We start from the raw sequence: 25,720 nt of genomic DNA on the forward strand, positions 1-25,720 counted from the left end.
TCGAGCAATGTTGGAGACGTTGACGTGGATACCTGGAGCGGAGCACCCGGTGACTGACTCGACCATCATCTATACGCACACTGACGAGGCTCCGGCCCTGGCGACGCACTCGTTCCTGCCCGTGGTCCAGGCGTACGCCTCGACCGCGGGGGTCACGGTGGAGACCCGCGACATCTCGCTGGCCGGCCGGATCATCGCCCACTTCCCCGAGTACCTCGAGGAGGGCCAGCGCATCGGTGACGCGCTCGCCGAGCTCGGCGAGCTCGCCAAGACCCCCGGTGCGAACATCATCAAGCTGCCGAACATCTCGGCGTCGATCCCGCAGCTGAAGGCCGCGATCGCCGAGCTGCAGGAGCAGGGCTACGCGCTGCCGGACTACCCGGACGACCCGAAGACCGACGAGGAGCGCGACGTCCGCGCCCGTTACGACAAGGTCAAGGGCAGCGCCGTCAACCCGGTCCTGCGCGAGGGCAACTCCGACCGCCGCGCCCCCGCGTCGGTCAAGAACTACGCCAAGACCCACCCGCACCGCATGGGCGCCTGGACGCCCGAGTCGAAGACGAACGTCGCCACCATGGGCGTCGACGACTTCCGCTCCACCGAGAAGTCCGCGGTGATCTCCGAGGCGGGGTCGCTGCGCATCGAGCTGGCGGGCGACGACGGCTCCACCACCGTCCTGCGCGAGTCCGTACCGGTGCTGCCCGGCGAGGTCGTGGACGCGTCCGCCATGCGCGTCGCCGCGCTGCGCGAGTTCCTCACGGCGCAGATCGCCCGCGCCAAGGCCGAGGACGTGCTGTTCTCCGTGCACCTGAAGGCCACGATGATGAAGGTCTCCGACCCGATCGTCTTCGGTCACGTGGTGCGCGCCTTCTTCCCCAAGACGTTCGCGAAGTACGGCGAGACGCTCGCCGCGGCCGGCCTGACGCCGAACGACGGTCTCGGCGGCATCATCAAGGGCCTGGAGGCGCTGCCCGAGGGCGCCGAGGTCAAGGCGTCCTTCGACGCCGAGCTCGCCGAGGGCCCCGCCCTCGCCATGGTCGACTCCGACCGCGGCATCACCAACCTCCACGTCCCGAGCGACGTCATCGTCGACGCCTCCATGCCGGCGATGATCCGCACCTCCGGCCACATGTGGGGCCCGGACGGCCAGGAGGCCGACACCCTCGCCGTCCTCCCGGACAGCAGCTACGCCGGCGTCTACCAGGTCGTCATCGACGACTGCCGCGCCCACGGCGCCTTCGACCCGTCGACGATGGGCTCGGTGCCGAACGTCGGTCTGATGGCGCAGAAGGCCGAGGAGTACGGCAGCCACGACAAGACCTTCGAGATCCCGACCACCGGTACGGTGCGCGTGGTCGACGAGGCCGGCAACGTCGTGCTCGAGCAGGTCGTCGGCGCGGGCGACATCTTCCGCATGTGCCAGACCAAGGACGCGCCGATCAAGGACTGGGTCAAGCTCGCCGTCACCCGCGCCCGCGCGACCGGCAACCCGGCCGTCTTCTGGCTCGACGAGGGTCGCGCGCACGACGCGAAGCTCATCGAGAAGGTCAGGGCGTACCTGCAGGAGCACGACACCGAGGGCCTGCAGATCGAGATCATGTCGCCGGTCGAGGCGACCAGGTTCTCCCTCGAGCGCATCCGCCGCGGCGAGGACACGATCTCGGTCACCGGCAACGTGCTGCGTGACTACCTGACCGACCTGTTCCCGATCCTCGAGCTCGGCACGAGCGCGAAGATGCTCTCCGTCGTCCCGCTCATGAACGGCGGCGGGCTGTTCGAGACCGGTGCCGGCGGCTCCGCGCCCAAGCACGTCCAGCAGCTCGTCAAGGAGAACTACCTGCGCTGGGACAGCCTGGGTGAGTTCTTCGCGCTCGCGGCCAGCTTCGAGCACCTCGCCCAGACCACGGGCAACGCCCGCGCCCAGGTCCTCGCCGACACCCTGGACCGGGCGACGGCGACCTTCCTGAACGAGGACAAGTCGCCCACCCGCCGTGTGGGTGGCATCGACAACCGTGGCAGCCACTTCTACCTGGCGCTCTACTGGGCCCAGGAGCTGGCCAGGCAGACCGACGACGCGGAGCTCGCGGGGGCGTTCGCGCCCCTGGCCAAGACGCTGACCGAGCAGGAGCAGACGGTCGTCGGCGAGCTGCTCGCGGTGCAGGGCTCGCCGGCCGACATCGGCGGCTACTACCGGCCCGACGCGGCCAAGGCCTCGGCCGTGATGCGTCCGTCGCAGACCTTCAACCAGGCCATCGCGACCCTGGGCTGACGCGCCTCGCAAGCCGACGACCGCCCCGGCCGGACATCCGTCCGGCCGGGGCGGTCCCGTTCTCCCCGGCGGCTACAGCGCCGCCGCCCAGTCCGCGAGCGCGTCGAAGTCCGGCCGGGTCAGCCCGATGCGGTGATCGATGTGGAGCAGCAGTGCGGCTGCGAGGTGGTTCTGCTCCACCCACTCCCGGTCCAGGTGCGTGATCTCGTCGTCGATCCACGCGAAGGGCCGCCCGGCCGCGTACTCCAGCACGTACTGCGTCTTCCAGAACGTCCCGCGCGGCGAGGCCCCGTGCATCACGGGCCAGTCGATGAACGGCAGTTCGGGCAGCCCCAGATGCGGCCCGACCCACACGTTCGCCTCGTCCTTCCAGGTCGTCGCCCACACCAGCTCGTACGACGCGGCCAGTGCCAGGAACTCCGCGCCGTGCCCGGGGTTCAGCCACACCCGCAGCGGCTTCGGGTGGGTCCAGCCGCTCGGGCGCATGCGATGCGTCGCATACCCGTCCGGCCGGCTCTGGGGCTTTCCGCCGTACGGATTGAGCGGACCGTCGATGTCGATCAGCAGCAGCGGCTTCATGCGCACAGCATTCCCTCCAGCCTCCCTGTGAGGCATCGAAATATCGAATGAGACATGAACGTCTCATTCGGTGTATGCTTGTCTCATGGCCATGGACCGTGAACAGGTGCTCCGCACCGCCGCCGCCCTCCTCGCCCGCAAATCGACCGCCACGATGGACGAGGTCGCACGCGCCGCGGGCATCGGGCGCGCCACGCTGCACCGGCACTTCGCGGGGCGGGACGCCCTGGTCCGGGCGCTCGAGGCCTTCGGTATCCAGGAGTTCGAGGCCGCCCTGGACCGGGCGCGGCTCGACGAGGGCGGCGCGAGTGACGGGCTGCGCCGGCTCATCGCCGAGATGGAGCCGTGCGCGGAGCTCCTCGCCTTCCTGGTGACCGAGAACCAGCTGTTCGAGGGCGACCAGATGAACGAGGGCTGGTCCAGGCTCGACGCCCGCGTGTCGGCCCTCTTCCGGCGCGGCCAGGAGCAGGGCGAGTTCCGTATCGACCTCTCGCCCGCATGGCTCACCGAGGCCCTCTACGGGCTGATCGGCACCTGCGCCTGGTCCGTCATGGACGGCCGGGTCGCCAAGAACGACTTCCAGTACATGATCGCCGAGCTGCTGCTCGGCGGAGCACGACGGAGTGTGGAGAAATGAGCAGCAGTACCGTCCAGCGCCTGAGCGGGACGGATGACACCCTGTACCGCCCCGGGCGCTGGCTCGCGCTCGCGGTACTGGTGCTGGCCGTGCTGCTGGTGGCCGTCGACGCCACCGTACTCGGCCTCGCGACGCCGTTCCTCAGCGAGGACCTCAAGCCGTCGGGCACCCAGCTCCTGTGGATCGGTGACGTCTACTCGTTCGTCATCGCCGGACTGCTCGTCTCCATGGGCAGCCTCGGCGACCGCATCGGGCGCAAGAAGCTGCTGCTGAGCGGCGCCGTCGCCTTCGGTGCGGTGTCCGTGCTCAACGCGTACGCCCACACGCCCGAGACGATGATCGCCGCCCGCGCCCTGCTCGGAGTCGCCGGCGCCACCCTGATGCCGTCCACGCTGGCGCTGATCCGGAACATCTTCCACGACCCCAGGGAGCGCAGCCTCGCCATCGGCATCTGGGGCGCCATGGCCTCGGCCGGCGCGGCCGTCGGACCGGTCGTCGGCGGATTCCTGCTGGAGCACTTCTGGTGGGGCTCGGTGTTCCTCATCAACCTTCCGGTCATGGCCGTCCTGGTCCTCGTCGGCATCAGGCTGCTGCCCGAGTCGAAGAACCCCGTCGCAGGACCGTGGGACCTGATGAGCGTCGCACTGTCCCTCATCGGCATGGTCGGCGTCGTGTACGCGGTCAAGGAGGCCGCGTCCCACGGGCCGAGCTGGGAGGCGGTCGCCGCCGCGCTCATCGGTGGGGCCGGACTGTACGGCTTCGTCCGCAGGCAGCTGACCCTGCCCGCGCCGCTGCTCGACATCCGGCTGTTCCGCCACCGGGGGTTCTCGGGTGCTGTGCTGGCCGACATGCTGACGGTCCTGGGCCTGTCGGGACTGGTCTTCTTCCTGTCGCAGTTCCTGCAGCTGGTCCAGGGCAGGCAGCCGTTCGAGGCCGGTCTCGCGGAACTTCCCGCCGCGATCGGCGCGGTGGCCACCGGCCTGGTCGCAGGCGCGTTCGCCCGGCGGTTCTCCGTACGGTCCGTGGTGGCAGGCGGTCTCGCCGCGGTGGGCCTCGCGCTCGCCGTGCTGACCCTCATCGGACGGTCCACCGGGTATCCGCTGCTCGGCGCGGCCCTGCTCGTCGTCGGCATCGGCGCCGGATTCTCGTTCACCGTCACGGCGGACGTGATCCTCTCCAGCGTCCCCAAGGAACAGGCGGGCGCGGCGTCCGCGGTGTCCGAGACGGCGTACGAACTCGGCGCGGCGCTCGGTATCGCCCTGCTCGGCTCGGTCGTGACCGGGGTCTACCGGGACTTCGCGACCCCGGCCGGAGTGCCGTCGGGTGCCGCGTCCGCGGCGCACGAGTCGCTCGGAGGCGCCGTCGAAGCGGCCGCCGCGCTGCCGCAGCAGCAGGGTGCGGCGCTCGTCGGCGCCGCCCAGGAGGCGTTCGTCGACGGGCTCAGGCTCGCGTCGGGCGCGGGCGCGGCGGTGCTGCTCGCCACGGCGGTCGCCGCGTGGTTCCTGCTGCGGGGCCAGAAGCTGGCCGACGGCGTCGAGCACTGACGCCGCCCGGACCGGCTCGGACATGACGTGAGCTCCCGGCGCACCGGCGCCGGGAGCTCACGTCACGTCTCACGGTGGCGAATCGGACGGCCTGCCTTCGCCCACTCGTGCGGACGGTGTCGCCCGCCGTCCGCCACTCCGCCTTCGCCCTGGTGGCGCCGTTGCCGTCCGCCGTCCTTGCGGGCTCGGGGCCTGGGCGCCTCGTACGCTTCAGGCGGCTGCGCAGGCCCCGGCCGACGGTCCGTCGCTCAGGCCGCCTTCGCCTTGGTGGCGTACATGTCCACGTACTCCTGGCCGGACAGCCGCATCACCTCGGTCATCACCGAGTCCGTCACCGCGCGCAGCACATAGCGGTCGCGGTCCATGCCCTCGTAGCGGGAGAACTCCATCGGCTCCCCGAAGCGGACCGTCACCCGGCCGGGACGTGGCAGGCCGGCGCCGCCCGGCTGCAGCTTGTCCGTGCCGATCATCGCGAACGGCACGACGGGCGCGCCGGTCATCAGGGTCAGGCGCGCGATGCCCGTTCGGCCCCGGTAGAGGCGGCCGTCGGGGGAGCGGGTGCCCTCCGGGTAGATGCCGAAGATCCTGCCCTCCTCCAGCACCCGGCGGCCGGTCATCAGCGCCGCGACTCCGCCGTTCGCCCCGTCCCGGTCGACCGGGATCATGCCGACGCCCGTGAAGAACCAGGCCATCAGCCGGCCCTTCACCCCCGTGCCCGTGACGTACTCGTCCTTGCCGATGAAGAAGACCTGCCGGTCGCAGACGAGCGGCAGGACCATCGAGTCGATGAAGGTGAGGTGGTTGCCGGCGAGGATGACCGGGCCGTCCCCGGGGATGTGCTGGACGCCTTCCACGCGGGGGCGGAACATCAGGCGCAGGAACGGTCCGAGCACTGCCTTGATGAGCGACAAGCGGGACAACGGGTCCTCCGAAGTCATGGGCGGTCGGGTACGGCCGGCGAAGTCTCTGCAGGTGAGGACGATACTCGCGGGTCCGGTCCCTGCGCACATTGGGTTCATCGAGCGGATACACAGTGTTGACCCGAGTTTTCGACGCGTTCGCCCAGCGTCTGCCGCACGTAACGTCCCGGCACCTAGCATCGTGCGCCGCGCAGGACCCGTACGACAGGTGCGGGACATCACATCCCTTTGGAGGAGCGCTCATGACACAGGGTGCGGACAGAACCCCCGGACGGCGCACCGTCCTGGGCGCTGCGGTGCTCGGTTCGGCGACGCTCGGCCTCGGTGCCGCCTCGGCGGCGCACGCGCAGGAACAGCACGGCGCCGACGGCCGGGGCCAAGGCCACGGGCACGGGCACCGCGGGCTTCCCGTGCCCACGGTCATCGCGCACCGCGGCGCGAGCGGCTACCGCCCCGAGCACACCCTGGGTTCGTACCAGCTGGCCCTGGACATGGGCGCGCACGTCATCGAGCAGGACCTCGTGCCCACGAAGGACGGTCATCTGGTCTGCCGTCACGAAAACGACATCACGGGCACGACGGACGTCGCCTCACGGCCCGAGTTCGCCTCGCGCAGGACGACGAAGTCCGTCGACGGTACGAGCCTCACCGGCTGGTTCACCGAGGACTTCACGCTCGCCGAGCTGAAGACCCTGCGCGCCACGGAGCGGATCCCCGGCACCCGCCAGGAGAACACCCTCTACGACGGCCGGTGGGAGATACCCACCTTCGAGGAGGTGCTGCGCTGGGCGGATGCGGAGGGCCGTCGCAGAGGAGCCCCCGTCTGGCTGCACGTCGAGACCAAGCACCCCACCTACTTCCGCGGCATCGGCCTCGGCCTGGAGGAGCCGCTCGCGAAGCTGCTGCGCCGGTACGGCCGCCACCGCGCGAACTCGCCCGTCTTCCTGCAGTCGTTCGAGCCCGGCAGCATCCAGCGGCTCGCGAAGCTCGTCTCCTCGCCGCGTGTCGTCCTGCTCTCCGGCGCGAGCACCCGCCCCTGGGACTTCGTGCAGGCGGGCGACCCGCGCACGGTCGCGGACCTCGTCAAGCCCGAGGGCCTGAAGTGGATCGCCTCGTACGCGCAGGGCATCGGGCCGACCCTCGACCTGATCATCCCGAAGGACGCGAGCGGGAAACTCGGCACGCCGACCACGCTGGTCCGGGACGCGCACGCGGAGGGCCTCATCCTGCACCCGTACACGTTGCGGAACGAGAACTCCTTCCTGCCCGCGGACTTCCGGCGCGGCACCGACCCGAACGCGTACGGCGACGCCTTCGGCGCCTTCAAGGTCTACTTCGAGCAGGGGATCGACGGCATCTTCACCGACAACCCGGACACGGGACTGCTGGCCCGCACCGACTTCGTCGACGGCTGACCGCCGCCACGAGCAGCGCCGGCCGGGCCGCGGATGCCGCAGCCCGGCCGGCTCCGTCAGCGGCCGGACGCCCGTCATGCGGTCGGGTGAGAGCGGGCCACCGCCGAAACCGCAGCTCGCGGTGGTGACGTCCCGTCGGACATGACGCCCAGCGAAGACCTCGCCGCCCTTCCCGCCATCGCCACGTCGTCCGGTGCGCCGAGCGCGCTCGTACGCGTACTGCAGCCGCTCGTCGCCGCCGAGGCGAACGCCGAGGCGGACAACGGCGCCTTGGACTCCGGGGACATCGAACAGGACGTGTGGGTACGGCTGCTGGAACGGCTCGACGCCGAAGGGCCGCCCGCCGACGCGGCCGGCTGGGTGCGCGGAGCCGTGCGCGACGAGGCGCTCCGCGCCCGGCGACGGGCCCTGCGGGAGCGTCCGTACCCCGGCGAACCGGCTGCCGGCCCCGCTGCGTGCCCGGAGCGGGCCGCCCTCGTCGCCGAACGGCGCCGGGTTGTGCGGGCCGCGGTGGCCCGCACCCCTGGACACTGCCCACGGCTGCTGACTGCGATGCTGTCCCCGATGGACCCCACCTACCGAGAGATCGCAGGACAGTTGGGTATCTCACAAGGAAGTCTGGGGCCGATGCGTTCCCGTTGCCTGGGATGTCTGCGCAGAATGCTCGCGGCAGAGGTTGCAGCTCCTGAACTGCGGGGAATGGAGCGGTAGACAACCGGGTGACAGGTGAGCGGGAGGCATGCACACATGGGTATGAGCGTGAGCATCTCAGCGGCGGCGGCACAGGACGCCGAGTACATCCTCAAGCTGCAATACCTGTGCTACCAGAGCGAGGCGGAGCTCTACGGCGACTACAGCATCGAACCGCTCACCCAGAGCCTCGACGACCTCCGGTCCGAGCTCGCCCGCGGACACGCCCTCGTGGCCCGCCTCGGCGACGAAGTCATCGCGTCCGTACGGGGAGAGATCGACGAGGCCGGAACGGCCAGGATCGCCAAGCTCATCGTGCACCCGCGGATGCAGCGCCACGGCCTCGGCGGACGGCTTCTCGACGCCATCGAGGCGCATTTCGCGGGCGAGCCGGCCGCCAAGCGCTTCCAGCTCTTCACCGGCCACCGGAGCGAGGTCAATCTGCGGCTCTACCGCAGCCACGGCTACGCGCCCGTGTCGACCCGCGAGGTCGGCCCGAAGCTGACGCTGATCACGCTGGAGAAGGACGCCGACGCGCGGGACTACGCCGCGAGCGCCTAGCTGGGCCGTGGGTGAGAACTGGCGCCGTCCGCCCGTAGGGCGGGACGCGCGGCGTCCGGTGCGTGCGATCGCAAGACGGAGGATCATCCTCGTACCGGACGTACTCGGATGACTCCGACAGCTCAGCGTGGGGGCACCTCCCGTGCCCGAAGGGCTACGGGGTGGGGGCACCTCCCAGGCGCAAGCTCTGGGGGAGCGTGCCAGGCGTCGCGTGCCGGGCGGGAGTTCTCAAGCACGGCCTGGCGCACGAACACCTGGCTCAGCGCCGGGCCTTGCGCAGCCACAGGATTCCCGTGACCGGCAGCACCACCGGGATGAAGAGGTAGCCCATCCCGTAGTCGGACCACACCGTGGCATCCGGGAACGCGGACGGGTCCGCGAGTGTCCAGGAGCCCACGACCAGTACGCCCACGAGCTCGGCGGCGCAGCACACCAGCGCCGCCCTGCGGGCCGCCTCGCCGCCGCGCACCAGGGTGTAGGTGATGAACGCGTACACCACGGCGGCGATCGCGGAGAGCGAGTAGGCGAGCGGAGCCCGCTCGTACTCGGTGGCGATCTGGTAGACCGAGCGGGACACCGCCCCCACCGACATCACGCCGTACAGCCAGACGACCAGCACGCCGGGGCCGCGGACGAGCCGGGTCCGCGGGCCGCCCGGCCGCTCCTCGGTGACGCCGGCGGCGTCGGTGGCGGCGTCGGTCATCGTCAGGCCTTCCAGATGTCGTAGAGCCGTACTTCCAGGACGGCGAGGACCACGGCGCCCGCCGCGACCGTCACCGAACCCCAGCGCGTCCGCTCCGTCAGCGACAGGAAACCGGCCGCCGGGATCGCGGCGAACGCGCCGATCAGATACGCGACGAAGATCACCGAGCCCTCGTCGGCCTCCAGACCACGGGCCAACTGCACGATCCCGGTCACCAGCTGCGCCAGCGCCAGCACCGTCACCACGGCCATGCCGATGAAGTGCCAGTCCTTCGTCGGCTGGTCCCGGTAGGCGGCGAAACCGCACCAGGCGGCGAGGGCGAGCGCGGCCGCGGAGACCGCGATCGTGAGGGCGTCGAGCATGCAGCCGAGGGTATTACGGGCCGAAGGGCCCGCCGTGCGCGGGGCCCGCCGCAGCCGGGTGCCGCCGGGACGGGAACCGTGGCCTTGGCCACAACGCACGAGCCGGCCGAGCCGCTCGCGGACGTCGTCGTGAGGCCCTCCTGGCCGTGTCCGGCCGGGGCCACGGCCCTTCGCGTCAAGAGTGCAGCGGCAGCCGATCTGTCCGCACTTCGGATAGAAGTAGTCCGCTATGCGGACACCGGAGCTCCGCTCGTACGCCTGTCTGCTTTACTTGCCCGCATGACCAGGACGAGCAGCCGCACCCTTGCGACCGAGGCGAACACGACGCCCGGTGCTCGTTGTATGTGTCGAATGTGCGCCTTCTGAGGGCCCCTGCCTGAGCCTCGCGCCCCGAAGCGAGACCCCGACAGCCGCGCCGCGTCCGCCAGGAGCCTGCCGGACCGTGCCTGCCCCACGCACACGCTGCCCCCAGGTCACCCGTGTGCGTCCGGCTGTCCCAAGACGACACACCCGTGCCCGGCGCGACCGCACGCCGTGCACTCGACAGTGACGGAAACCCCTGTGATCACCACTATGGGCCTCACCAAGGTCTACCAGTCGCGAGGCCGCGACGTCACCGCCCTGGACGGCGTCGACCTGCACGTCCGCGAGGGCGAGGTCTTCGGCGTCATCGGCCGCAGCGGCGCCGGAAAGTCCTCTCTCATCCGCTGCATCAATCTGCTGGAGCGGCCCACCTCCGGCACTGTGACGGTCGACGGCGTGGACCTCACCGCCCTCGCCGGACGCGGCAACCGTGCCGGGAAGGAGCTGCGCGAGGCACGCAGCCGCATCGGCATGGTCTTCCAGCACTTCAACCTGCTGTCCTCGCGCAGCGTCAAGGACAACATCGAGCTGCCCCTGGAGATCCTCGGCGTCTCCGGCGCCGAGCGCTCCCGCCGCGCACTCGAACTCCTCGACCTCGTCGGCCTCGCCGACAAGGCCAAGGCCTACCCCGCGCAGCTCTCCGGTGGCCAGAAGCAGCGCGTCGGCATCGCCCGCGCCCTCGCCGGAAACCCGAAGGTGCTCCTCTCCGACGAGGCCACCAGCGCCCTCGACCCGGAGACCACCCGCTCGATCCTCCAGCTGCTGCGCGACCTCAACCGGCAGCTCGGCCTCACCGTCCTCCTCATCACGCACGAGATGGACGTCGTCAAGACGGTCTGCGACTCGGCCGCCCTGATGAGGCAGGGCCGGGTCGTCGAGTCCGGCACGGTGAGCGAACTGCTCGCCACCCCCGGCTCCGAGCTCGCGGAGGAACTGTTCCCGGTCACCGGGGCCGCATCGGGCCCGGACCGTACGGTCGTCGACGTCACCTTCCACGGCGAGGCCGCCACCCAGCCCGTGATCTCGCAGCTCTCGCGCACGTACAACATCGACATCTCGATCCTCGGCGCCGCGATGGACACCGTCGGCGGCAAGCAGATCGGCCGGATGCGCATCGAACTGCCCGGCCGCTACGAGGAGAACGTCGTGCCCGTCGGCTTCCTGCGCGAACAGGGCCTCCAGGTCGAGGTCGTCGAAGACGAGGCCGAGGCCGAGGCCGATTCGCAGGCCGAGGAGATCCCCGCGCCGCGCGCGGAACTGGTGAAGGAGACCGTCAAGTGACGTGGTCGGAGATGCAGCCGCTGCTGACCCAGGGCACCGTCGACACCCTCTACATGGTGCTGTGGTCCACGGTCGTCACCGTCATCGGCGGACTGCCGCTCGGGATCGTGCTCGTCCTCACCGACAAGGGCGGACTGCTGCAGAGCACCCCCGTGAACAAGGTCGTCGGCGTGATCGTGAACATCGGCCGCTCGCTGCCGTTCATCATCCTGCTGATCGCGCTGATCCCCTTCACCACCGCGGTGGTCGGCACCTTCATCGGCCCCACGGCCATGATCGTGCCGCTCGCCGTCGGCGCCATTCCCTTCTTCGCGCGACTCGTCGAGACGGCGATCCGCGAGGTCGACCACGGACTGGTCGAAGCGGTCCAGTCCATGGGCGGCTCCATCCCGACGATCATCCGCAAGGTGCTGCTCCCGCAGGCCCTGCCCTCGATCATCGCCGCGATCACCACCACCGTGATCGTCCTCGTCGGCTACTCGGCGATGGCCGGCGCCGTCGGTGGCGAGGGACTCGGATCCAAGGCCGTGACCTACGGCTTCCAGCGGTTCGAGACCCAGTTCATGCTCATCACGGTCGTCATCCTGATCGCCATCGTCACCGCCGTACAGCTCATCGGCGACGGAGTGGTGCGGCTGCTGGCCCGCCGCGGCCGCACCGCCTGAGCGCCACGGTCCGACCGGCCCTCCGCTTCACCCGGCACACCCACAAGCCCGCACTCCTTGTCCGGGCGTCATCACCGCAACACCAGAAAGAGGCACTTTTCGTGCGTAACCACCGCAAGACCATCAAGCTCACCGCGACCGCTGCCGTCACCGCCGCCCTCACCCTCGGCCTGACCGCCTGCGGCACCGCCTCCGACCCGGGCGCCAAGGCCGACTCCGGCGACAAGGCCGCCGATTCCACGCCGCTCGTCGTCGCGGCGTCCCCGACGCCGCACGCGGACATCCTCGAGTTCGTCAAGAAGAACCTCGCCGACAAGGCCGGTCTCAAGCTGGAGGTCAAGGAGTTCACGGACTACGTCCTGCCGAACACCGCCACCCAGCAGGGCCAGGTCGACGCCAACTTCTTCCAGCACAAGCCGTACCTGGACGACTTCAACAAGAAGAACAAGACCACCATCGTCCCGGTGGTCAACGTCCACCTCGAGCCGCTCGGCCTGTACTCCAACAAGGTCAAGACCCTCAAGGACATCAAGCCCGGCCAGACCATCGCGGTCCCGAACGACACCACCAACGAGGGCCGCTCGCTCCAACTGCTCGCCGAGAACGGCCTCATCGCCCTCAAGCCGGGCGTCGGCACCAACGCCAAGCTCTCCGACATCACCGACAAGAAGGGCCTGGAGTTCAAGGAGTTGGAGGCCGCCACCGTGCCCCGAGCCCTGAACGACGTCGACGCCGCCGTCATCAACGGCAACTACGCCATCGAGGCCGACCTCAAGCCCGCGGAGGACGCCCTGGTGCTGGAGAAGGCGGAGGGCAACCCCTACGCCAACTTCCTCGCCGTCAAGGCGGGCAACGAGAAGGACCCGCGCGTCGAGAAGCTCGCGAAGCTCCTCAACTCCCCCGAAGTGAAGAAGTACATCGAGGACACCTACGACGGCTCGGTCATCCCGTCCTTCGGTGCCGCCGCCAAGTAACGGCAACCGTGCGGACCTTGCGCCGCTCCTCGTGAACGAGGGCCCCGTGCACCGGTGGGTGCACGGGGCCCTCGGCGTGTCTTCCGGGGTACCGACCCGGCCATGCACATCCAGCGCGCGATGCTGCATGCTGTGCCTTTACGGCCTTCACGACTTCACGACTTCTCGACTTCTCGACGGTCTTCGGCATGGAGCTGCGCATGACTACCACCTTTCCGGACATCTCCATCAGCACGGAGCGGTTGGTGCTGCGCGCGTTCGAACCAGCCGACGCCCCGGCCCTCGCCGAGATGATGAACGACGAGCTGGTCGCTGCCTGGACGGCGGTGCCTCAGCCCTACACAGAGGCTGCAGCCCGTGGGTGGATCACCGAATACGCGCCCACCGAACGTGTCGCGGGCCGTGGCATAGACCTCGCCGTCACCGAGTTCCTCACCCAGCGCCTGGTCGGTGTGGTCCAGCTGAGCAAGACGGACTGGCGGGTGCGCTCCACCGAGATCTCGTACGTCATCGCCCCCTGGGCCCGAGGCGAGGGCTACGCGTCGGAGGCGGCACTCGCCACCGCCCAGTGGCTCTTCCGCGATCAGAAGTTCGAGCGCCTCGAGGTACGCACGGCCGCGGACAACGCCGCCTCCCAGCAGGTCGCCCAGAAGATCGGCTGCATCAGCGAGGGCGTCCTGCGCAACGCCTTCATAGCCCGCACCCAGACCGAGAGCGGCTGGGCCGACATCCGGACCGACCTGATCGTCTGGAGCCTGCTCCCCGAGGACATCGAGGGCGTGGCCGACCAGATGGACGATGCCGGATATTCCACCTTCGCCGACTGGAACTGATACCAGGTACGCTCACGACCTGCGACAACGCCGACGACAACGCCGGCGACCTCAGCGACTCCAGGAGACAGACGACGATGGCCGACCGGGTCACGGTGATCGGCTGGGACGGTTCCCCCCTCACCTCCGCCGCCAGGTCCGCCCTTGCCGCCGCCACGCTGGTCGCCGGCGCCGCCCACCACCTGGCGCTTCCCGAGGTACCCGCGAGCGCCGAGCGCATCCGGCTCGGCAGCGTCGACCTGGCCGCCCGCAGGATCGCCGGGCACCGGGGGAGCCCCGTCGTCCTCGCCGACGGCGACCCCGGCTTCTTCGGTGTCGTACGCACCCTGCGCGCCCCCCGGCACGGACTCGAGGTCGAGGTCGTCCCCGCGGTCTCGTCCGTGGCCACCGCCTTCGCCCGCGCCGGGATGCCCTGGGACGACGCCCAGGTCGTCGTGGCCCACGGCCGTACGCTCCGGCGCGCCGTCAACGTTTGTCGCGCGCACACCAAGGTCGCCGTCCTCACCTCGCCGGGTGCCGGCCCGGCCGAGCTCGCCCTCCTCCTCGAGGGCGTCCATCGCACCTTCGTCATCTGCGAGGAGCTCGGCACCGAGCGCGAACAGGTCACCGTGCTCACCTCCGACAAGGTCGCCGACCACAGCTGGCGCGACCCGAACGTCGTCATCGTCCTCGGCGGTGCGGCTTCGGTGCCGGGCGGGGGCTGGGTGGCAGGACGCGACCCCGGCTATCCCTCGCAGGTACGCGGCTGGGCCCGGCCCGCCGAGCCCGCTCGGGAGATCGCCGGCGAGCACGGCCGCGAGCACATCCGCGAGGACGTCCGGGTCCCGCTCGGCGAGGGCGAGTCGGCACAGCTGCGCGCCGCACAACTGGCCCGCCTCGGCCCCCGCCTCGGCGACCTCGTCTGGGACATCGGCTGCGGCAGCGGGGAGCTGGCCGCCGACGCGGCCCGCTTCGGTGCCGCGGTCATCGCGGTCGACGACGACCCCGCCGCCTGTCTCCGTACGGAGGCCGCCGCACGACGCCACGGCGTCCAGCTGCAGACCGTTCAGGGCCGTGCGCCGCACGTGCTGGAACGGCTCCCCGAGCCCGATGTCGTACGCATCGGCGGCGGGGGAGTGCCCGTGGTCACCGCCTGCGCCGACCGGCGCCCCGAGCGCATCGTCACCCACGCCTCCACGCGCGACGAGGCCGAGGCGATCGGCACGGCCCTGGCCGACGGCGGCTACACCGTCGAATGCGCCCTGCTCCAGTCCGTCGAGCTGGACCCCGCCGACGCCTGGTCGGAGCGCGAGCGCTCGGTCGTCTTCCTGCTCGCCGGCCACCGGCGGGATCAGGCCCTCTGACGCCCCCTGGGCCGGGCGTCGAACGCGGCGCGGTAGGCTGGCCGATCGTTGTACCGCTGCCGGTCGTTCGTCGATTCGTTCGTCAATATCCGGAAAAGGGGACTGTTTTGGGTCCCGCTGTGGTACGGCGCGACCGGGGGATGCGCAACGTGGCGCAGTCCACAGCGAACCGTGGCGGATCCTGCTGTCACAGGGGCGAACGGCCACGAGAATGCTTGATGTCTGTGGGTATTCGTGCCGCGCGGCGCACACGCTCGTTCTTGTAATGGCGGGCGCCGTGTGTGCCGATCGGGCGCCCCGGGCGAGGGTCTGAAGGAGCACAACCGATGGGCGAGGGGTACGCATGACCGACACCGGCCAGATCTCGGGCGAGGGGCTGCCGGAGAACGCAGGCATGGTGGCGCAGCCGGGCATCCCCGCTCCGGGCGCGTACACCTACCTCGACCCCTCCGACCACGTGGCCGAGACCGCCGTCGAGGACGACGACCTGCTGCTGATGCCGGGAGCGCAGGGCGCGTGGAGCGAGCCGCAGCCGATGGCTCCGCCGGCCGTGACCGCGCCATCCGCCGCGCCGCATGCCGCTTCCGTGGTGCCTCGGGCCCCGGCTCCGGCCCCCGCTGTGCAACTGCCCGTGGACGGCGCGGCTCCGGGCGCTGCCGCTGCGGCGGTCCAGGCGGCCGTGCAGCAGGCCGCGCCGCAGCCCGTCGTGCCGGTGGCGCCCGCGCCGATGATGCCCGAGCCGATGATGGCCGAGCCGGCGATGGCCGAACCCGGCACGGTCGAACCCGTGATGGCCGAGCCCGTCGCGCCGGCCGCCCGGGAGCCGATGGCTTATGAGCAGGCCGTGGCCGAGCCGGCCGTCCCCGTACCTCACCAGGCCGCGCCCGAGCCGACGCTGCACGAGGCGGGGGCTTACGAGGCGGGGGCCCACGAGGCCGGTGTGCACGAGGCCGGTGTGCACGAGGCGGGTGCGCACGAGGCCGGCGGCCGGGACTCCGGTTCGCTCGACCTCGGTGGCGTACGTGTCCCGCCCCCCGCACCGGCGCCCACGCCGTCCCCGGCGCGCCGTCCGCTCCACATGGGCCCGCCCGTGCCCGACGCCACCGGTGGTGTCGTGCGCTCCCTGTCGGACCGCGGCCCGGCCGGTCAGCCGGCAGGCGCGGCAGGCCACACGCCGCCGAACCCCGTGCCCGTCCGTCACGTGGGCCCGCCGACCACGGGTCCCGAGTACCTCGACGTGGCGCGCGAAGCGGCGGCGGTCCTCGCCGCGCCGCAGCTGGGCGAGATTCCGGCGCAGGCTGCGGCTCCGTGGACCCCTGCGGCCGCCGCTCCCGCAGAAACGGTCGTCCCGGAGGCCGTTCAGGTCGCCTCCGGCACGGCCCTGGCGGCCCCGGCCGTTGCTGTTTCCGAGGCGCCGGCCGGTGCCCTTGCCGAGGCACCCGGGGAGGCTTGGGCCGAGGTCCCCGTCAGGGCCTCGGAGCCCGTACCCGTGGTTGAGTTCGTGCCCGTGGACGGCTCCCTTCCGACCACGCCGCACCTCGCCCCGACGCCGGTCGCTGTGATGGTGGCGGCCGAGGAGGAGCCTGTCGCGCCTGAGCCCGTGGCCGTCGCGCCCGAACCGGAGGCAGTGGAACGGGCCGCCGAGCCGGTGGAGGCGACAGTGGAGCCCGTTTTCGCGGACGAGCCGGCCGGGCCCGCCGAGCAGTCCGCCGTCGCTGAGCTTGCCTCGGAGGTGCCCGTGTCAGGAGTGCCCGTATCAGAGCAGCCGGTGTCGGAGCAGCCCGTGTCCGAGGAGGCCACTCCCGCACCCGAGCCGGAGCCCGAGGCGATCGCTGTCGTACCCGCTCCGCGCAACGGCGACGACAACGACAACGTGCCGGCCGCGCAGCAGTCGGAGGAGCCCACGGGCGTGCCCGAGCCGCTCGACGAACCGGCGGAGCCGCAGGCCGCCGAGGGGCCGGAGCCTCCCTCGGAGCCGGTCGTCCCGGACGAGGACGCCGTCACGAGGACCGGCAGCACATCCGTTCCCGTTCCCGCTTCCGCTCCTGCCCCCGGCTACGACGACGCCGAGCGCGAGGCCGTACTCCGCGTCATGCGTGAGCGCCGCGACATCCGCAACGGCTTCCGCTCCGACCCCATCCCGCACGAGGTGCTCCTCCGGGTCCTCGAGGCCGCCCACACCGCGCCCAGCGTCGGCCACTCGCAGCCCTGGGACTTCGTGGTCATCCGTTCCGCCGAGACGCGCCGCACGATGCACGAGCTGGCGCAGCGTCAGCGCGAGGCGTACGCCAAGTCGCTGCCGAAGGGCCGGGCGAAGCAGTTCAAGGAACTGAAGATCGAGGCGATCCTCGACACGCCCGTGAACATCGTGGTCACCGCCGACCCGACACGCGGCGGCCGCCACACCCTCGGCCGGCACACCCAGCCGCAGATGGCCCCGTACTCCTCGGCCCTCGCCGTCGAGAACCTCTGGCTCGCCGCCCGCGCCGAGGGCCTCGGGGTCGGCTGGGTCAGCTTCTTCGACGAGCGCGAGATGGTCCGCGCGCTCGGTCTCCCGGAGCACCTCGAGGTCGTGGCGTACCTGTGCGTCGGTTACGTCGACGAGTTCCCCGAGGAGCCCGAGCTGATGCAGGCGGGCTGGTCCAAGCGCCGCCCGCTGTCCTGGGTCGTCCACGAGGAGACGTACGGCCGCCGCGCCCTGCCCGGTGAGGAGCCGCACGACCTGCTCCAGGAGACCGTCTCCAACATCCGCCCGCTGGACGCCAAGGCGCTCGGCGAGGCATGGGAGCGGCAGAAGCGGATGACCAAGCCCTCCGGGGCGCTCGGCATGCTGGAGATCATCTCCGCGCAGCTCGCCGGGCTCTCCCGGATGTGCCCGCCGCCGATCCCGGAGCCCGCGGCGGTCGCGATCTTCGCGGGTGACCACGGGGTGCACGCCCAGGGCGTGACCGCCTGGCCCCAGGAGGTCACCGGCCAGATGGTCGCCAACTTCCTCGGCGGCGGAGCGGTCTGCAACGCCTTCGCGAACCAGGTCGGCGCGGAGGTGTGCGTCATCGACGTCGGCGTGGCGTCCGACCTGCCGGCCACGCCCGGACTGCTGCCGCGCAAGGTCCGCCCCGGCACGGCCGACTTCACCACGGGACCGGCGCTCACCCGCGAAGAGGTGCTCGCCGCGATCGAGGTCGGCATCGAGACGGCCCGCGATCTGGTCGCCGCCGGCAACAAGGCGCTGCTCACCGGTGAGATGGGCATCGCCAACACCACGGCGTCGGCCGCGCTGATCTCCGTGTACACGGGCGTGGACGCGGCGGAGGTGACGGGGCGCGGCACCGGCATCAACGACGAGATGCACGCGCGGAAGGTCGATGTCGTCCGGCGCGCGCTGGACCTCCACCGGCCCGACCCCGCCGACCCGGTCGGCGTCCTCGCGGCGGTGGGCGGTCTGGAGCACGCGGCTCTGGTCGGCTTCATCCTCGGTGGCGCGTCGTTGCGTACGCCGGTCGTCCTGGACGGCGTGTCGGCGGGCGCCGCGGCGCTGGTCGCCCGGGCGGTCGCGCCCGAGGCCCTCGCGGCCTGCATCGCGGGCCACCGCAGCGCGGAGCCCGGCCACGTCGCGGCCCTCAACAAGCTGGGCCTGCGTCCCCTGGTCGACCTCGACCTCCGCCTGGGCGAGGGCACGGGCGCGCTCCTCGCCCTCCCGCTCGTCCAGAGCGCGGCCCGAGCGATGCACGAGGTCGCGACATTCGACTCGGCGGGCGTCACGGAGAAGTAGCCCGCTGCCGGTTGCGCGCACCGTGCGGCGTGACGTGGTGCGGCACCACGTCACGCCGCACGTGTCCGTCCTCGATCGCCGGACGGGCTCGGCCCGCCGTGGTTCGTGGGCAGGCGTTCCGCCCGGGGCGCCGGGCCGCGCAGGATCGGCCGCGCCCACCCCGGTGCCCGGCGACCGCGACGCCGTATCGTGGTCGCGAGGAGCCTCATCCCTGTCCCCACCAGCCGCTTCACCGTCGCAGCGGCCCGCACCGCCCCTCCCGAGGAGCCGCACCGCCATGGCCGAGCACGTCGACGTCGAGCACGCGCAAGATCACCCGCAGGCGCAGGAGCACCCCGCGTACCCCGTAGGACTCCGCCTCTCCGGGCGCCGCGTCGTCGTCATCGGCGGCGGCCAGGTCGCCCAGCGCCGCCTCCCGGCGCTCATCGGGGCCGGTGCCGACGTCACGCTGATCTCGCCGTCGGCGACGCCCTCCGTCGAGGCCATGGCGGAGGCCGGCGAGATCACGTGGACGAAGCGCCGCTACGCGGAGGGGGACCTCGCCGACGCGTGGTACGTGCTCGTCGCCACCTCCGACCCCGTCGCCAACGCGGCCGCGTCCGCCGAGGCCGAGCGCACCAGGACCTGGTGCGTACGCTCCGACGACGCCGAGGCGGCCACCGCCTGGACCCCGGCCACCGGCCGCAGCGAGGGTGTGACCGTCGCCGTCCTCACCGGAAAGGACCCCCGCCGCTCCGCCGCCGTGCGCGACGCCATCGTCGAGGGCCTCCGCGACGGTTCCCTCGCCGCACCGCAGCACCGTGCCCGCGCCCCCTTCGTCGCCCTGGTCGGCGGCGGTCCCGGCGACCCGGACCTGATCACGGTCAGGGGCCGCCGCCTCCTCGCCGAGGCCGACGTCGTCATCGCCGACCGCCTCGGGCCGCGCGACCTGCTCGACGAACTCCCCCCGCACGTCGAGGTCATCGACGCCGCGAAGATCCCGTACGGCCGCTTCATGGCCCAGGAGGCCATCAACAACGCGCTCATCGAGCACGCCAAGGCGGGCAAGTCGGTCGTCCGTCTCAAGGGCGGTGACCCGTTCGTCTTCGGCCGTGGCATGGAGGAGGCCCAGGCGCTCGCCGAAGCGGGCATCGCCTGCACGGTCGTCCCCGGAATCTCCAGCTCCATCTCGGTGCCGGGCGCCGCGGGCATTCCCGTCACACATCGGGGCGTGGCCCACGAGTTCACGGTCGTCAGCGGCCATGTCGCGCCGGAGGACCCGCGTTCCCTCGTCGACTGGAAGTCGCTCGCCAAGCTGACCGGCACCCTCGTGATCCTCATGGGCGTCGACAAGATCGGTGCGATCGCGGAGGCGCTGATCGCCCACGGCAAGGCGCCCGACACCCCGCTGGCCCTCGTCCAGGAGGGCACGACGGCCGCCCAGCGCCGCGTGGACGCCACGCTCGCCACGGTGGCCGAGACCGTCAGGACCCAGGACGTCCGGCCCCCGGCCGTCATCGTCATCGGCGACGTCGTCGCCGAGGGCCCACAGAAGTAACCAACGGTAACCAATCCGCGCCCCAGCCGTTGGCACCACCCCCCGGACAAGGCAGTATCACCCTGTGGCTGATCTCATCACCGTCGACGATCCCGATGACCCGCGTCTGCGCGACTACACGGGCCTGACCGACGTCGAGCTGCGACGCAAGCGCGAGCCCGCGGAGGGCCTCTTCATCGCCGAGGGCGAGAAGGTCATCAGGCGGGCCAAGAGCGCCGGTTACGAGATGCGGTCGATGCTGCTCTCGGCCAAGTGGGTCGACGTCATGCGCGATGTGATCGACGAGCTGCCCGCCCCCGTGTACGCCGTGAGCCCGGAGCTCGCCGAACGCGTCACCGGCTACCACGTGCACCGCGGCGCGCTCGCCTCGATGCAGCGCAAGCCGCTGCCGGCGGCCGACGAGCTGCTCCGGACCACCCGCCGGGTCGTGGTCATGGAGGCCGTCAACGACCACACCAACATCGGCGCGATCTTCCGCAGCGCGGCCGCGCTCGGCATGGACGCGGTACTTCTCTCGCCCGACTGCGCGGACCCGCTCTACCGCCGCTCGGTGAAGGTCTCCATGGGCGCCGTCTTCTCCGTGCCGTACGCACGCCTGGACACCTGGCCCAAGGGCCTGGAGACGGTACGGGGGGCGGGCTTCAAGCTGCTCGCCCTCACCCCGGACGAGAAGGCGTCGGCCATCGACGAGGCGGCTCCGCACCGGATGGACCGGGTCGCGCTGATGCTCGGCGCCGAGGGCGACGGACTGTCCACGCAGGCCCTGGTGGCGGCGGACGAGTGGGTGCGGATCCCCATGGCGCACGGCGTCGACTCGCTCAACGTGGGCGCGGCGGCCGCGGTCGCCTTCTACGCGGTCGCGGCGGGCCGCCCCGACAACCTCTAGGCCCGGACTTCGCAGGTCACCCGTTAGTGACGGCTCGACGCATGATCGTTGTCCGTTCCCGGCCGCTGTCGAGCCGACAGGGATACGTCCGCACCCAAGTCGACCGCTGCTTGACCGGCTGCGACCGCTCGATCTCCACGAACGAGGGACCTGCGAACTACGGATCTGGGCGAGGAGCCGCGCTCCGTCGGGCCTAGCCCCGCAGGCCCTGCGCCAGCGTGATCCCCAGCGCCACGACCAGGGTCACCACGACGAACACGAAGATCCGCTGACGCAGCAGCCGCGGATTGGCGGGCCTGCGCCCGGTGGACGTCGTCCGCACCCCGGGCCGGGAGGGAGCGGTACGGCTGCCCGTACCCGCGCCACCCCGGGACTGCGACGGTCGCGAGTCCCCCGTACGCGGCGACGAAGGACGCGAATTCCCCGAGGGACGCGACTGATGCGGCGGACGCGACACCCGGTCCCGGGGTGGGGGAGCCCCCGCGGCCCCCGCGGCACGCCCCTGGGTGTTCCGCTCCGTGTAGCGGGCGGTGTGACGCCCGGACGACAGGTCCTGCTCCGCCCGCTCGCGCTGTGCCGGCGGCCGGACGTCGGGCACCAGCCCCTGCGCCTCGCGCGCCGCGATCTCCTTCAGGCGCATCGACAGCTGAAGGGTGCTGGGACGCTGGTCCGGGTCCTTCGCCAGACACGCCCGCAGCAGCGGAGCCAGCGCGTCCGGTACGCCGTGCAGCTGTGGCTCCTCGTGCACCACCCGGTAGAGCATGACCTCGGAACTGCCGTGCCCGAAGGGGGAGTCGCCGGTCGCGGCGTACGCGAGCGTCGCACCCAGCGAGAAGACGTCGGTCGCGGGAGTGACCACGGCGCCGCGCACCTGCTCCGGTGCGAGGAAGCCGGGCGAGCCCACCGCCGTACCGACGTGCGTGAGCGTGGACGCCCCCGTGGCCCAGGCGATGCCGAAGTCGATGATCCTCGGCCCCTTGGGGGAGAGGAGAATGTTGGACGGCTTCAGGTCACGGTGCACGACCCCGGCCTCGTGGACGGCCACCAGGCCCTCCGACAGCGCCGCCCCGATCGCCGCGGTCTCGGCCGCGGCGAGCGAGCCGTCCGCGGCCACCTTGTCGTGCAGCGAGGGCCCCGGCACGTACTGCGTGGCGAACCAGGGACGCTCCGCCTCGAGATCGGCGGCCACGAGGCGGGCCGTGCAGCCTCCCCGGATCCGCCGCGCGGCGGACACCTCGCGGGCGAACCGGGAACGGAACTCCTCGTCCTCCGCCAGATCCGGCCGGATGACCTTCAGCGCCACCCGCTGCCCGCGGCGGTCGGAACCGAGGTACACGACCCCCATCCCGCCCGCGCCGAGCCTCCGGTGCAGCCTGAACGAGCCGACGACACGCGGATCCTCGCGCCGGAGCCGCATCATCGCCATGTCCATCCCCGTCGGCCTGTTGTCCGTTATCCGTTTGACGTGGCACAGCTTACGTATCCGTAGCCCGGTGTGCTCATAGGCCGCGCCCTCGCGGACCCATCGATTGTCAGTGCCGGATGGGAGACTTGAGGGGTGGTCAGGGAGCCGTCGGTCCAAGGCTTCCGGCCCGTGCGATTTCCCAATGGTCCGTCGCAGAAGGGGGATTGGATCGATGAAGGGTGACCGCGTGGAGATAGTCGTGGACGCGGGTGACACGACGAGGACGTACGAAGTGGTGGCAAGCCGGGCGGGGCGCCGGGTGGAGACGGCGGTCCGGCGCGGGGTGGTGGAAGTGAGCGAAGTCACGCGCACCGGGGTGGTGGTGCGGACGGCCCGCTTCATGGCCAACCGGGTGCTGGCGCTGGTCGAGCAGCCGGTGCCGAGGGAGCACTCCTCGGAGGTCCCGCCGGAGTCCGCCAGGCGTCCCCTCCGGGAAGACCCTCAGGCCTAGGTCCACGTCTCCACCCAGGGGAGTACGTGGGCAGCGGGTGGCTCATCCTCCGGGAGGCCCGGTAATCGGTACGCGGGCATGACGCCCGGGGCGTGCCGCCTCCCTAGTGTTGAGGTCAAGCGGCGGGTGAACACTCGTCCCCGAGGTCAGACACTCGCCGCTGCCAACCAGGACAGGAGAGGACCCATGGCGGACACGGCATCGCGGACCATGATCCGCGCGCAGGGACGCAGGGCTTTCGCCGCGTTCGGCGGCCGCCCGTCCGGCCGACGCCACCCGTTGGTGGCGACGGCGATGGTGCTTCCTCTCGCGACCCTGCTCGTCGTCGTCTTCGGCGGCTGGGAAGCAGTGGTCACACAGGCGTCGTCCGTGGGCGTGATGCTGGGGCGCTGAGCGGCGCCCCGGACCCGGGAGAGCGGCCCGGGTCGGGGACATCCCACCCATAACCCCGTGGGGACGGGGGTGCGGCGGACGACAGCGTTCGGCCGGTCAGCTGGGGAGCTGGCCGGCCAACGCCATTTTGCTGAGGGTGCAGGGGGCCACGCCCCCTGCACCACCCCCACCGCGCCGACCGGGCTCATCCGGTGCCGGGCCGGTAGCTGTTGGCGCGGTCGGGTTCGATCCGGTGCCGGCCGGTTGCAGCGGAGGCGGTCGTGGTCGGCCCGTGCCGGGGCGGCTGCCGTCGGGGTCGGCTCCGGGGCTTGTGTCCTGGACTGTCGGTCCTCACCGCGCTCCGCGCGAACTCCGGGCGCCTCTACGTCCGGAACACTGCCCCCCTGCGCGTCCCCCTCGAGGGCGGCCCCGGTCGCCGATGCCCGGTGGGCGGCCGTCCCGCCGGTGGTTTGTGGGCAGTCGTACCTCACGGGCCCGAAGGGCTACGGGGGAGGGTGGGCGCAGACGGACACCCAGCCCGCCCCCGTAAGCTCGCAGGGTGAAGCAGGGCAACGGTACCCTCGTGGGCGTGCTTTCGGAGGTCGCGCGGGGCGCCGCCCACGTGCCGGGTCAGGCGGCCTGCCGGGCCTGCGGGCGCGGGGGCGAGGTGCTGGCCGAGCGCGAGGACGGCGTCGTCGTACGGCACGGGCAGGCCGTCGCCAAGGCGCACGCGGCAGGGATCGACCCCGACGGGCACGACGTGCGTCTCGCCGTCGCTGCGCACCCGCGGCTGGACGGGATCCTGTTGCCACCCATCCCGCATGCCGCCGCCGCGTTCGACGGGCGCCACGTCACCGCCTGGCCCTACGGAACGCCCGTGGACCCCGGCGAGCCCGACGCGGCTCCGTGGGAGGAGGCCGGGGCCCTCCTCGCCCGCCTCCACCGCGTGCCGCTCGACGCGCTGCCCGGCCCGCTGCCGCCCATGCGCGGCCCCGCCAAGGCGGCCGCAGCCGTCGCGCGGGCAGCGGCCGCACACCACCACCCCGCCGCCCGGCCCGTGCTCGACGCCTGGCGCAGGCTGCCCGCCTGGGCCCGTGACGAGGCTCCCCCGCCCCGACCGCCCCGGCTCTGCCACGGGGACCTGCATCTCGGGCAGCTCGTCCGCCACCCCGCAGACGAGGGCCCCTGGCTGCTCATAGACGTCGACGACCTCGGCCTCGGCGATCCCGCCTGGGATCTCGCCCGCCCCGCCGCCTGGTACGCGGCGGGGCTCCTGCCCCCCGATGTGTGGACCCGTTTCCTCACCGCGTACCGAACCGCCGGCGGTCCCGCCGTCCCGCCCGCACCGTACGACCCGTGGCCCCAACTCGACGTTCCCGCACGCGCCCTGACTGTGCAGACCGCGGCCCTCGCCCTGGCCAGGAGCACCGCGGAGGACCGCGATCTCGACGACGTGGAACGGCTGATGGTCGACTCCTGTGCCCGAATTGCCGCGCTCCCGGCCGAGTTGCAGGCATGATCCCGTCGTAGGCTGAGAACACCATCCGAACGGTGAGGAGCTGAGCCCGACCATGCAGTGTCCCAAGTGCCATGCACCCATGCACACCTACAACCGCAACGGCGTCCAGATCGAGCAGTGCAGCGGCTGCCGGGGAATATTCCTCGACTACGGCGAGCTGGAGTCGCTGACCCGCCTGGAGTCCCAGTGGGCGCAGCAGGCCCCGCCTCCGGCCCCGCAGGCCTACCCTGCGCCCGCCGCGCCGGCCTGGGGTGCCCCGCACCACGGCCACCACGGCGGGCACCACCACCAGCGCGGGTTCGGCCGGATGCTCTTCTCCTCCTGACAGAGGAGAGGCACGACGACGGAGCCCCCGGCCGCATCGCGCGGCCGGGGGCTCCGGTCTGTGGACGATACTGGGATTGAACCAGTGACCTCTTCCGTGTCAGGGAAGCGCTCTCCCGCTGAGCTAATCGTCCTCGGGACCACGACCCTGGGGCCGCGGGTACTGCGTGCGCGATACTGGGATTGAACCAGTGACCTCTTCCGTGTCAGGGAAGCGCTCTCCCGCTGAGCTAATCGCGCCGGGACCCTCGCAGG

General features: G+C 71.7%; 23 protein-coding genes and 2 tRNA genes. 18 read left to right on the top strand and 7 right to left on the bottom strand.

Annotated elements, in window-relative coordinates:
* Window positions 1–49: 49 nt before the first annotated feature.
* Window positions 50–2,269, top strand: coding sequence for an NADP-dependent isocitrate dehydrogenase (locus tag ACWCP0_RS15080; RefSeq protein ID WP_451079242.1), 2,220 nt, complete (start codon window positions 50–52; stop codon window positions 2,267–2,269).
* 72 nt (window positions 2,270–2,341) lie between these two features.
* On the opposite strand, the gene ACWCP0_RS15085 is transcribed toward ACWCP0_RS15080, so the two are convergent.
* The gene (locus ACWCP0_RS15085) at window positions 2,342–2,848 is read right to left on the bottom strand and encodes an HAD domain-containing protein (RefSeq protein WP_451079243.1); all 507 of its coding nucleotides are present in this window, start codon (window positions 2,846–2,848) and stop codon (window positions 2,342–2,344) included.
* An 85-nt stretch (window positions 2,849–2,933) separates the two neighbouring features.
* Here ACWCP0_RS15085 and ACWCP0_RS15090 point away from each other — a divergent pair, with 85 nt between their 5' ends.
* The gene (locus ACWCP0_RS15090) at window positions 2,934–3,485 is read left to right on the top strand and encodes a TetR/AcrR family transcriptional regulator (protein WP_451079244.1); all 552 of its coding nucleotides are present in this window, start codon (window positions 2,934–2,936) and stop codon (window positions 3,483–3,485) included.
* Window positions 3,482–5,029: an MFS transporter gene (locus ACWCP0_RS15095; protein WP_451079245.1), complete on the top strand. Its 1,548-nt coding sequence runs from the start codon at window positions 3,482–3,484 to the stop codon at window positions 5,027–5,029. Before ACWCP0_RS15090 ends, ACWCP0_RS15095 begins: the two co-directional genes overlap by 4 nt.
* Before the next feature lie 248 nt (window positions 5,030–5,277).
* Here the strand turns inward: ACWCP0_RS15095 and ACWCP0_RS15100 are convergent, their stop codons facing one another.
* A complete protein-coding gene (locus ACWCP0_RS15100; RefSeq protein WP_451079246.1) occupies window positions 5,278–5,967 on the bottom strand; it encodes a lysophospholipid acyltransferase family protein in 690 nt (229 codons plus the stop codon).
* A gap of 224 nt (window positions 5,968–6,191) precedes the next feature.
* On the opposite strand from ACWCP0_RS15100, the gene ACWCP0_RS15105 reads away from it, so the two are divergent.
* The 3 genes from ACWCP0_RS15105 to ACWCP0_RS15115 all read left to right on the top strand — a co-directional run bounded on the left by ACWCP0_RS15105 (window position 6,192) and on the right by ACWCP0_RS15115 (window position 8,615).
* Entirely contained in the window at window positions 6,192–7,364 is a 1,173-nt protein-coding gene (locus ACWCP0_RS15105) for a glycerophosphodiester phosphodiesterase (RefSeq protein WP_451079247.1), read from the top strand.
* A gap of 141 nt (window positions 7,365–7,505) precedes the next feature.
* Window positions 7,506–8,075, top strand: a complete 570-nt coding sequence (locus tag ACWCP0_RS15110; protein ID WP_451079248.1) for a sigma-70 family RNA polymerase sigma factor — start codon at window positions 7,506–7,508, stop codon at window positions 8,073–8,075.
* Between the two features lie 36 nt (window positions 8,076–8,111).
* Window positions 8,112–8,615, top strand: coding sequence for a GNAT family N-acetyltransferase (locus ACWCP0_RS15115; RefSeq protein WP_451079249.1), 504 nt, complete (start codon window positions 8,112–8,114; stop codon window positions 8,613–8,615).
* Between the two features lie 259 nt (window positions 8,616–8,874).
* Here the strand turns inward: ACWCP0_RS15115 and ACWCP0_RS15120 are convergent, their stop codons facing one another.
* A complete protein-coding gene (locus ACWCP0_RS15120) occupies window positions 8,875–9,318 on the bottom strand; it encodes a hypothetical protein (protein WP_451079250.1) in 444 nt (147 codons plus the stop codon).
* A gap of 2 nt (window positions 9,319–9,320) precedes the next feature.
* Complete coding sequence (locus tag ACWCP0_RS15125) at window positions 9,321–9,680, bottom strand: hypothetical protein (RefSeq protein ID WP_451079251.1); 360 nt, start codon at window positions 9,678–9,680, stop codon at window positions 9,321–9,323.
* A 561-nt stretch (window positions 9,681–10,241) separates the two neighbouring features.
* Between ACWCP0_RS15125 and ACWCP0_RS15130 the strand changes: the two genes are divergently transcribed.
* The 8 genes from ACWCP0_RS15130 (at window position 10,242) to ACWCP0_RS15165 (ending at window position 21,334) form a co-directional block, all read left to right on the top strand.
* Entirely contained in the window at window positions 10,242–11,324 is a 1,083-nt protein-coding gene (locus ACWCP0_RS15130; RefSeq protein ID WP_451079252.1) for a methionine ABC transporter ATP-binding protein, read from the top strand.
* Window positions 11,321–11,989: a methionine ABC transporter permease gene (locus ACWCP0_RS15135; protein WP_451079253.1), complete on the top strand. Its 669-nt coding sequence runs from the start codon at window positions 11,321–11,323 to the stop codon at window positions 11,987–11,989. The genes ACWCP0_RS15130 and ACWCP0_RS15135 overlap by 4 nt, the downstream gene beginning before the upstream one ends.
* Window positions 11,990–12,090: 101 nt before the next feature.
* A complete protein-coding gene (locus tag ACWCP0_RS15140) occupies window positions 12,091–12,963 on the top strand; it encodes a MetQ/NlpA family ABC transporter substrate-binding protein (RefSeq protein ID WP_451079254.1) in 873 nt (290 codons plus the stop codon).
* Between the two features lie 200 nt (window positions 12,964–13,163).
* Window positions 13,164–13,796, top strand: coding sequence for a GNAT family N-acetyltransferase (locus ACWCP0_RS15145; RefSeq protein ID WP_451079255.1), 633 nt, complete (start codon window positions 13,164–13,166; stop codon window positions 13,794–13,796).
* Window positions 13,797–13,873: 77 nt separating this feature from the next.
* Window positions 13,874–15,139, top strand: a complete 1,266-nt coding sequence (gene cbiE / locus ACWCP0_RS15150; RefSeq protein WP_451079256.1) for a precorrin-6y C5,15-methyltransferase (decarboxylating) subunit CbiE — start codon at window positions 13,874–13,876, stop codon at window positions 15,137–15,139.
* Between the two features lie 343 nt (window positions 15,140–15,482).
* On the top strand, window positions 15,483–18,911 hold the full coding sequence (cobT, locus tag ACWCP0_RS15155) for a nicotinate-nucleotide--dimethylbenzimidazole phosphoribosyltransferase (protein ID WP_451079257.1): 3,429 nt from the start codon (window positions 15,483–15,485) through the stop codon (window positions 18,909–18,911).
* 277 nt (window positions 18,912–19,188) lie between these two features.
* Window positions 19,189–20,448, top strand: a complete 1,260-nt coding sequence (gene cobA, locus ACWCP0_RS15160) for a uroporphyrinogen-III C-methyltransferase (protein ID WP_451079258.1) — start codon at window positions 19,189–19,191, stop codon at window positions 20,446–20,448.
* Between the two features lie 64 nt (window positions 20,449–20,512).
* The gene (locus tag ACWCP0_RS15165) at window positions 20,513–21,334 is read left to right on the top strand and encodes a TrmH family RNA methyltransferase (protein ID WP_451079259.1); all 822 of its coding nucleotides are present in this window, start codon (window positions 20,513–20,515) and stop codon (window positions 21,332–21,334) included.
* A gap of 193 nt (window positions 21,335–21,527) precedes the next feature.
* Here ACWCP0_RS15165 and ACWCP0_RS15170 read toward each other — a convergent pair whose 3' ends face one another.
* The gene (locus tag ACWCP0_RS15170; RefSeq protein ID WP_451079260.1) at window positions 21,528–22,766 is read right to left on the bottom strand and encodes a serine/threonine-protein kinase; all 1,239 of its coding nucleotides are present in this window, start codon (window positions 22,764–22,766) and stop codon (window positions 21,528–21,530) included.
* A gap of 205 nt (window positions 22,767–22,971) precedes the next feature.
* Between ACWCP0_RS15170 and ACWCP0_RS15175 the strand changes: the two genes are divergently transcribed.
* The 4 genes from ACWCP0_RS15175 to ACWCP0_RS15190 all read left to right on the top strand — a co-directional run bounded on the left by ACWCP0_RS15175 (window position 22,972) and on the right by ACWCP0_RS15190 (window position 25,466).
* Window positions 22,972–23,250 carry a hypothetical protein gene (locus ACWCP0_RS15175; RefSeq protein ID WP_451079261.1) on the top strand — a complete coding sequence of 93 codons (279 nt, stop codon included), beginning with the start codon at window positions 22,972–22,974 and terminating at the stop codon, window positions 23,248–23,250.
* A gap of 186 nt (window positions 23,251–23,436) precedes the next feature.
* Complete coding sequence (locus ACWCP0_RS15180; RefSeq protein ID WP_451079262.1) at window positions 23,437–23,643, top strand: hypothetical protein; 207 nt, start codon at window positions 23,437–23,439, stop codon at window positions 23,641–23,643.
* A gap of 568 nt (window positions 23,644–24,211) precedes the next feature.
* Window positions 24,212–25,141 carry a phosphotransferase family protein gene (locus ACWCP0_RS15185; RefSeq protein ID WP_451079263.1) on the top strand — a complete coding sequence of 310 codons (930 nt, stop codon included), beginning with the start codon at window positions 24,212–24,214 and terminating at the stop codon, window positions 25,139–25,141.
* A gap of 52 nt (window positions 25,142–25,193) precedes the next feature.
* Entirely contained in the window at window positions 25,194–25,466 is a 273-nt protein-coding gene (locus tag ACWCP0_RS15190) for a TFIIB-type zinc ribbon-containing protein (protein WP_451079264.1), read from the top strand.
* Between the two features lie 61 nt (window positions 25,467–25,527).
* On the opposite strand, the gene ACWCP0_RS15195 is transcribed toward ACWCP0_RS15190, so the two are convergent.
* Window positions 25,528–25,599: transfer RNA gene (locus ACWCP0_RS15195), tRNA-Val, on the bottom strand.
* Window positions 25,600–25,633: 34 nt separating this feature from the next.
* Window positions 25,634–25,705: transfer RNA gene (locus ACWCP0_RS15200), tRNA-Val, on the bottom strand.
* Window positions 25,706–25,720: the final 15 nt, after the last annotated feature.

It is taken from the genome of Streptomyces sp. NPDC001970 (assembly GCF_053594115.1).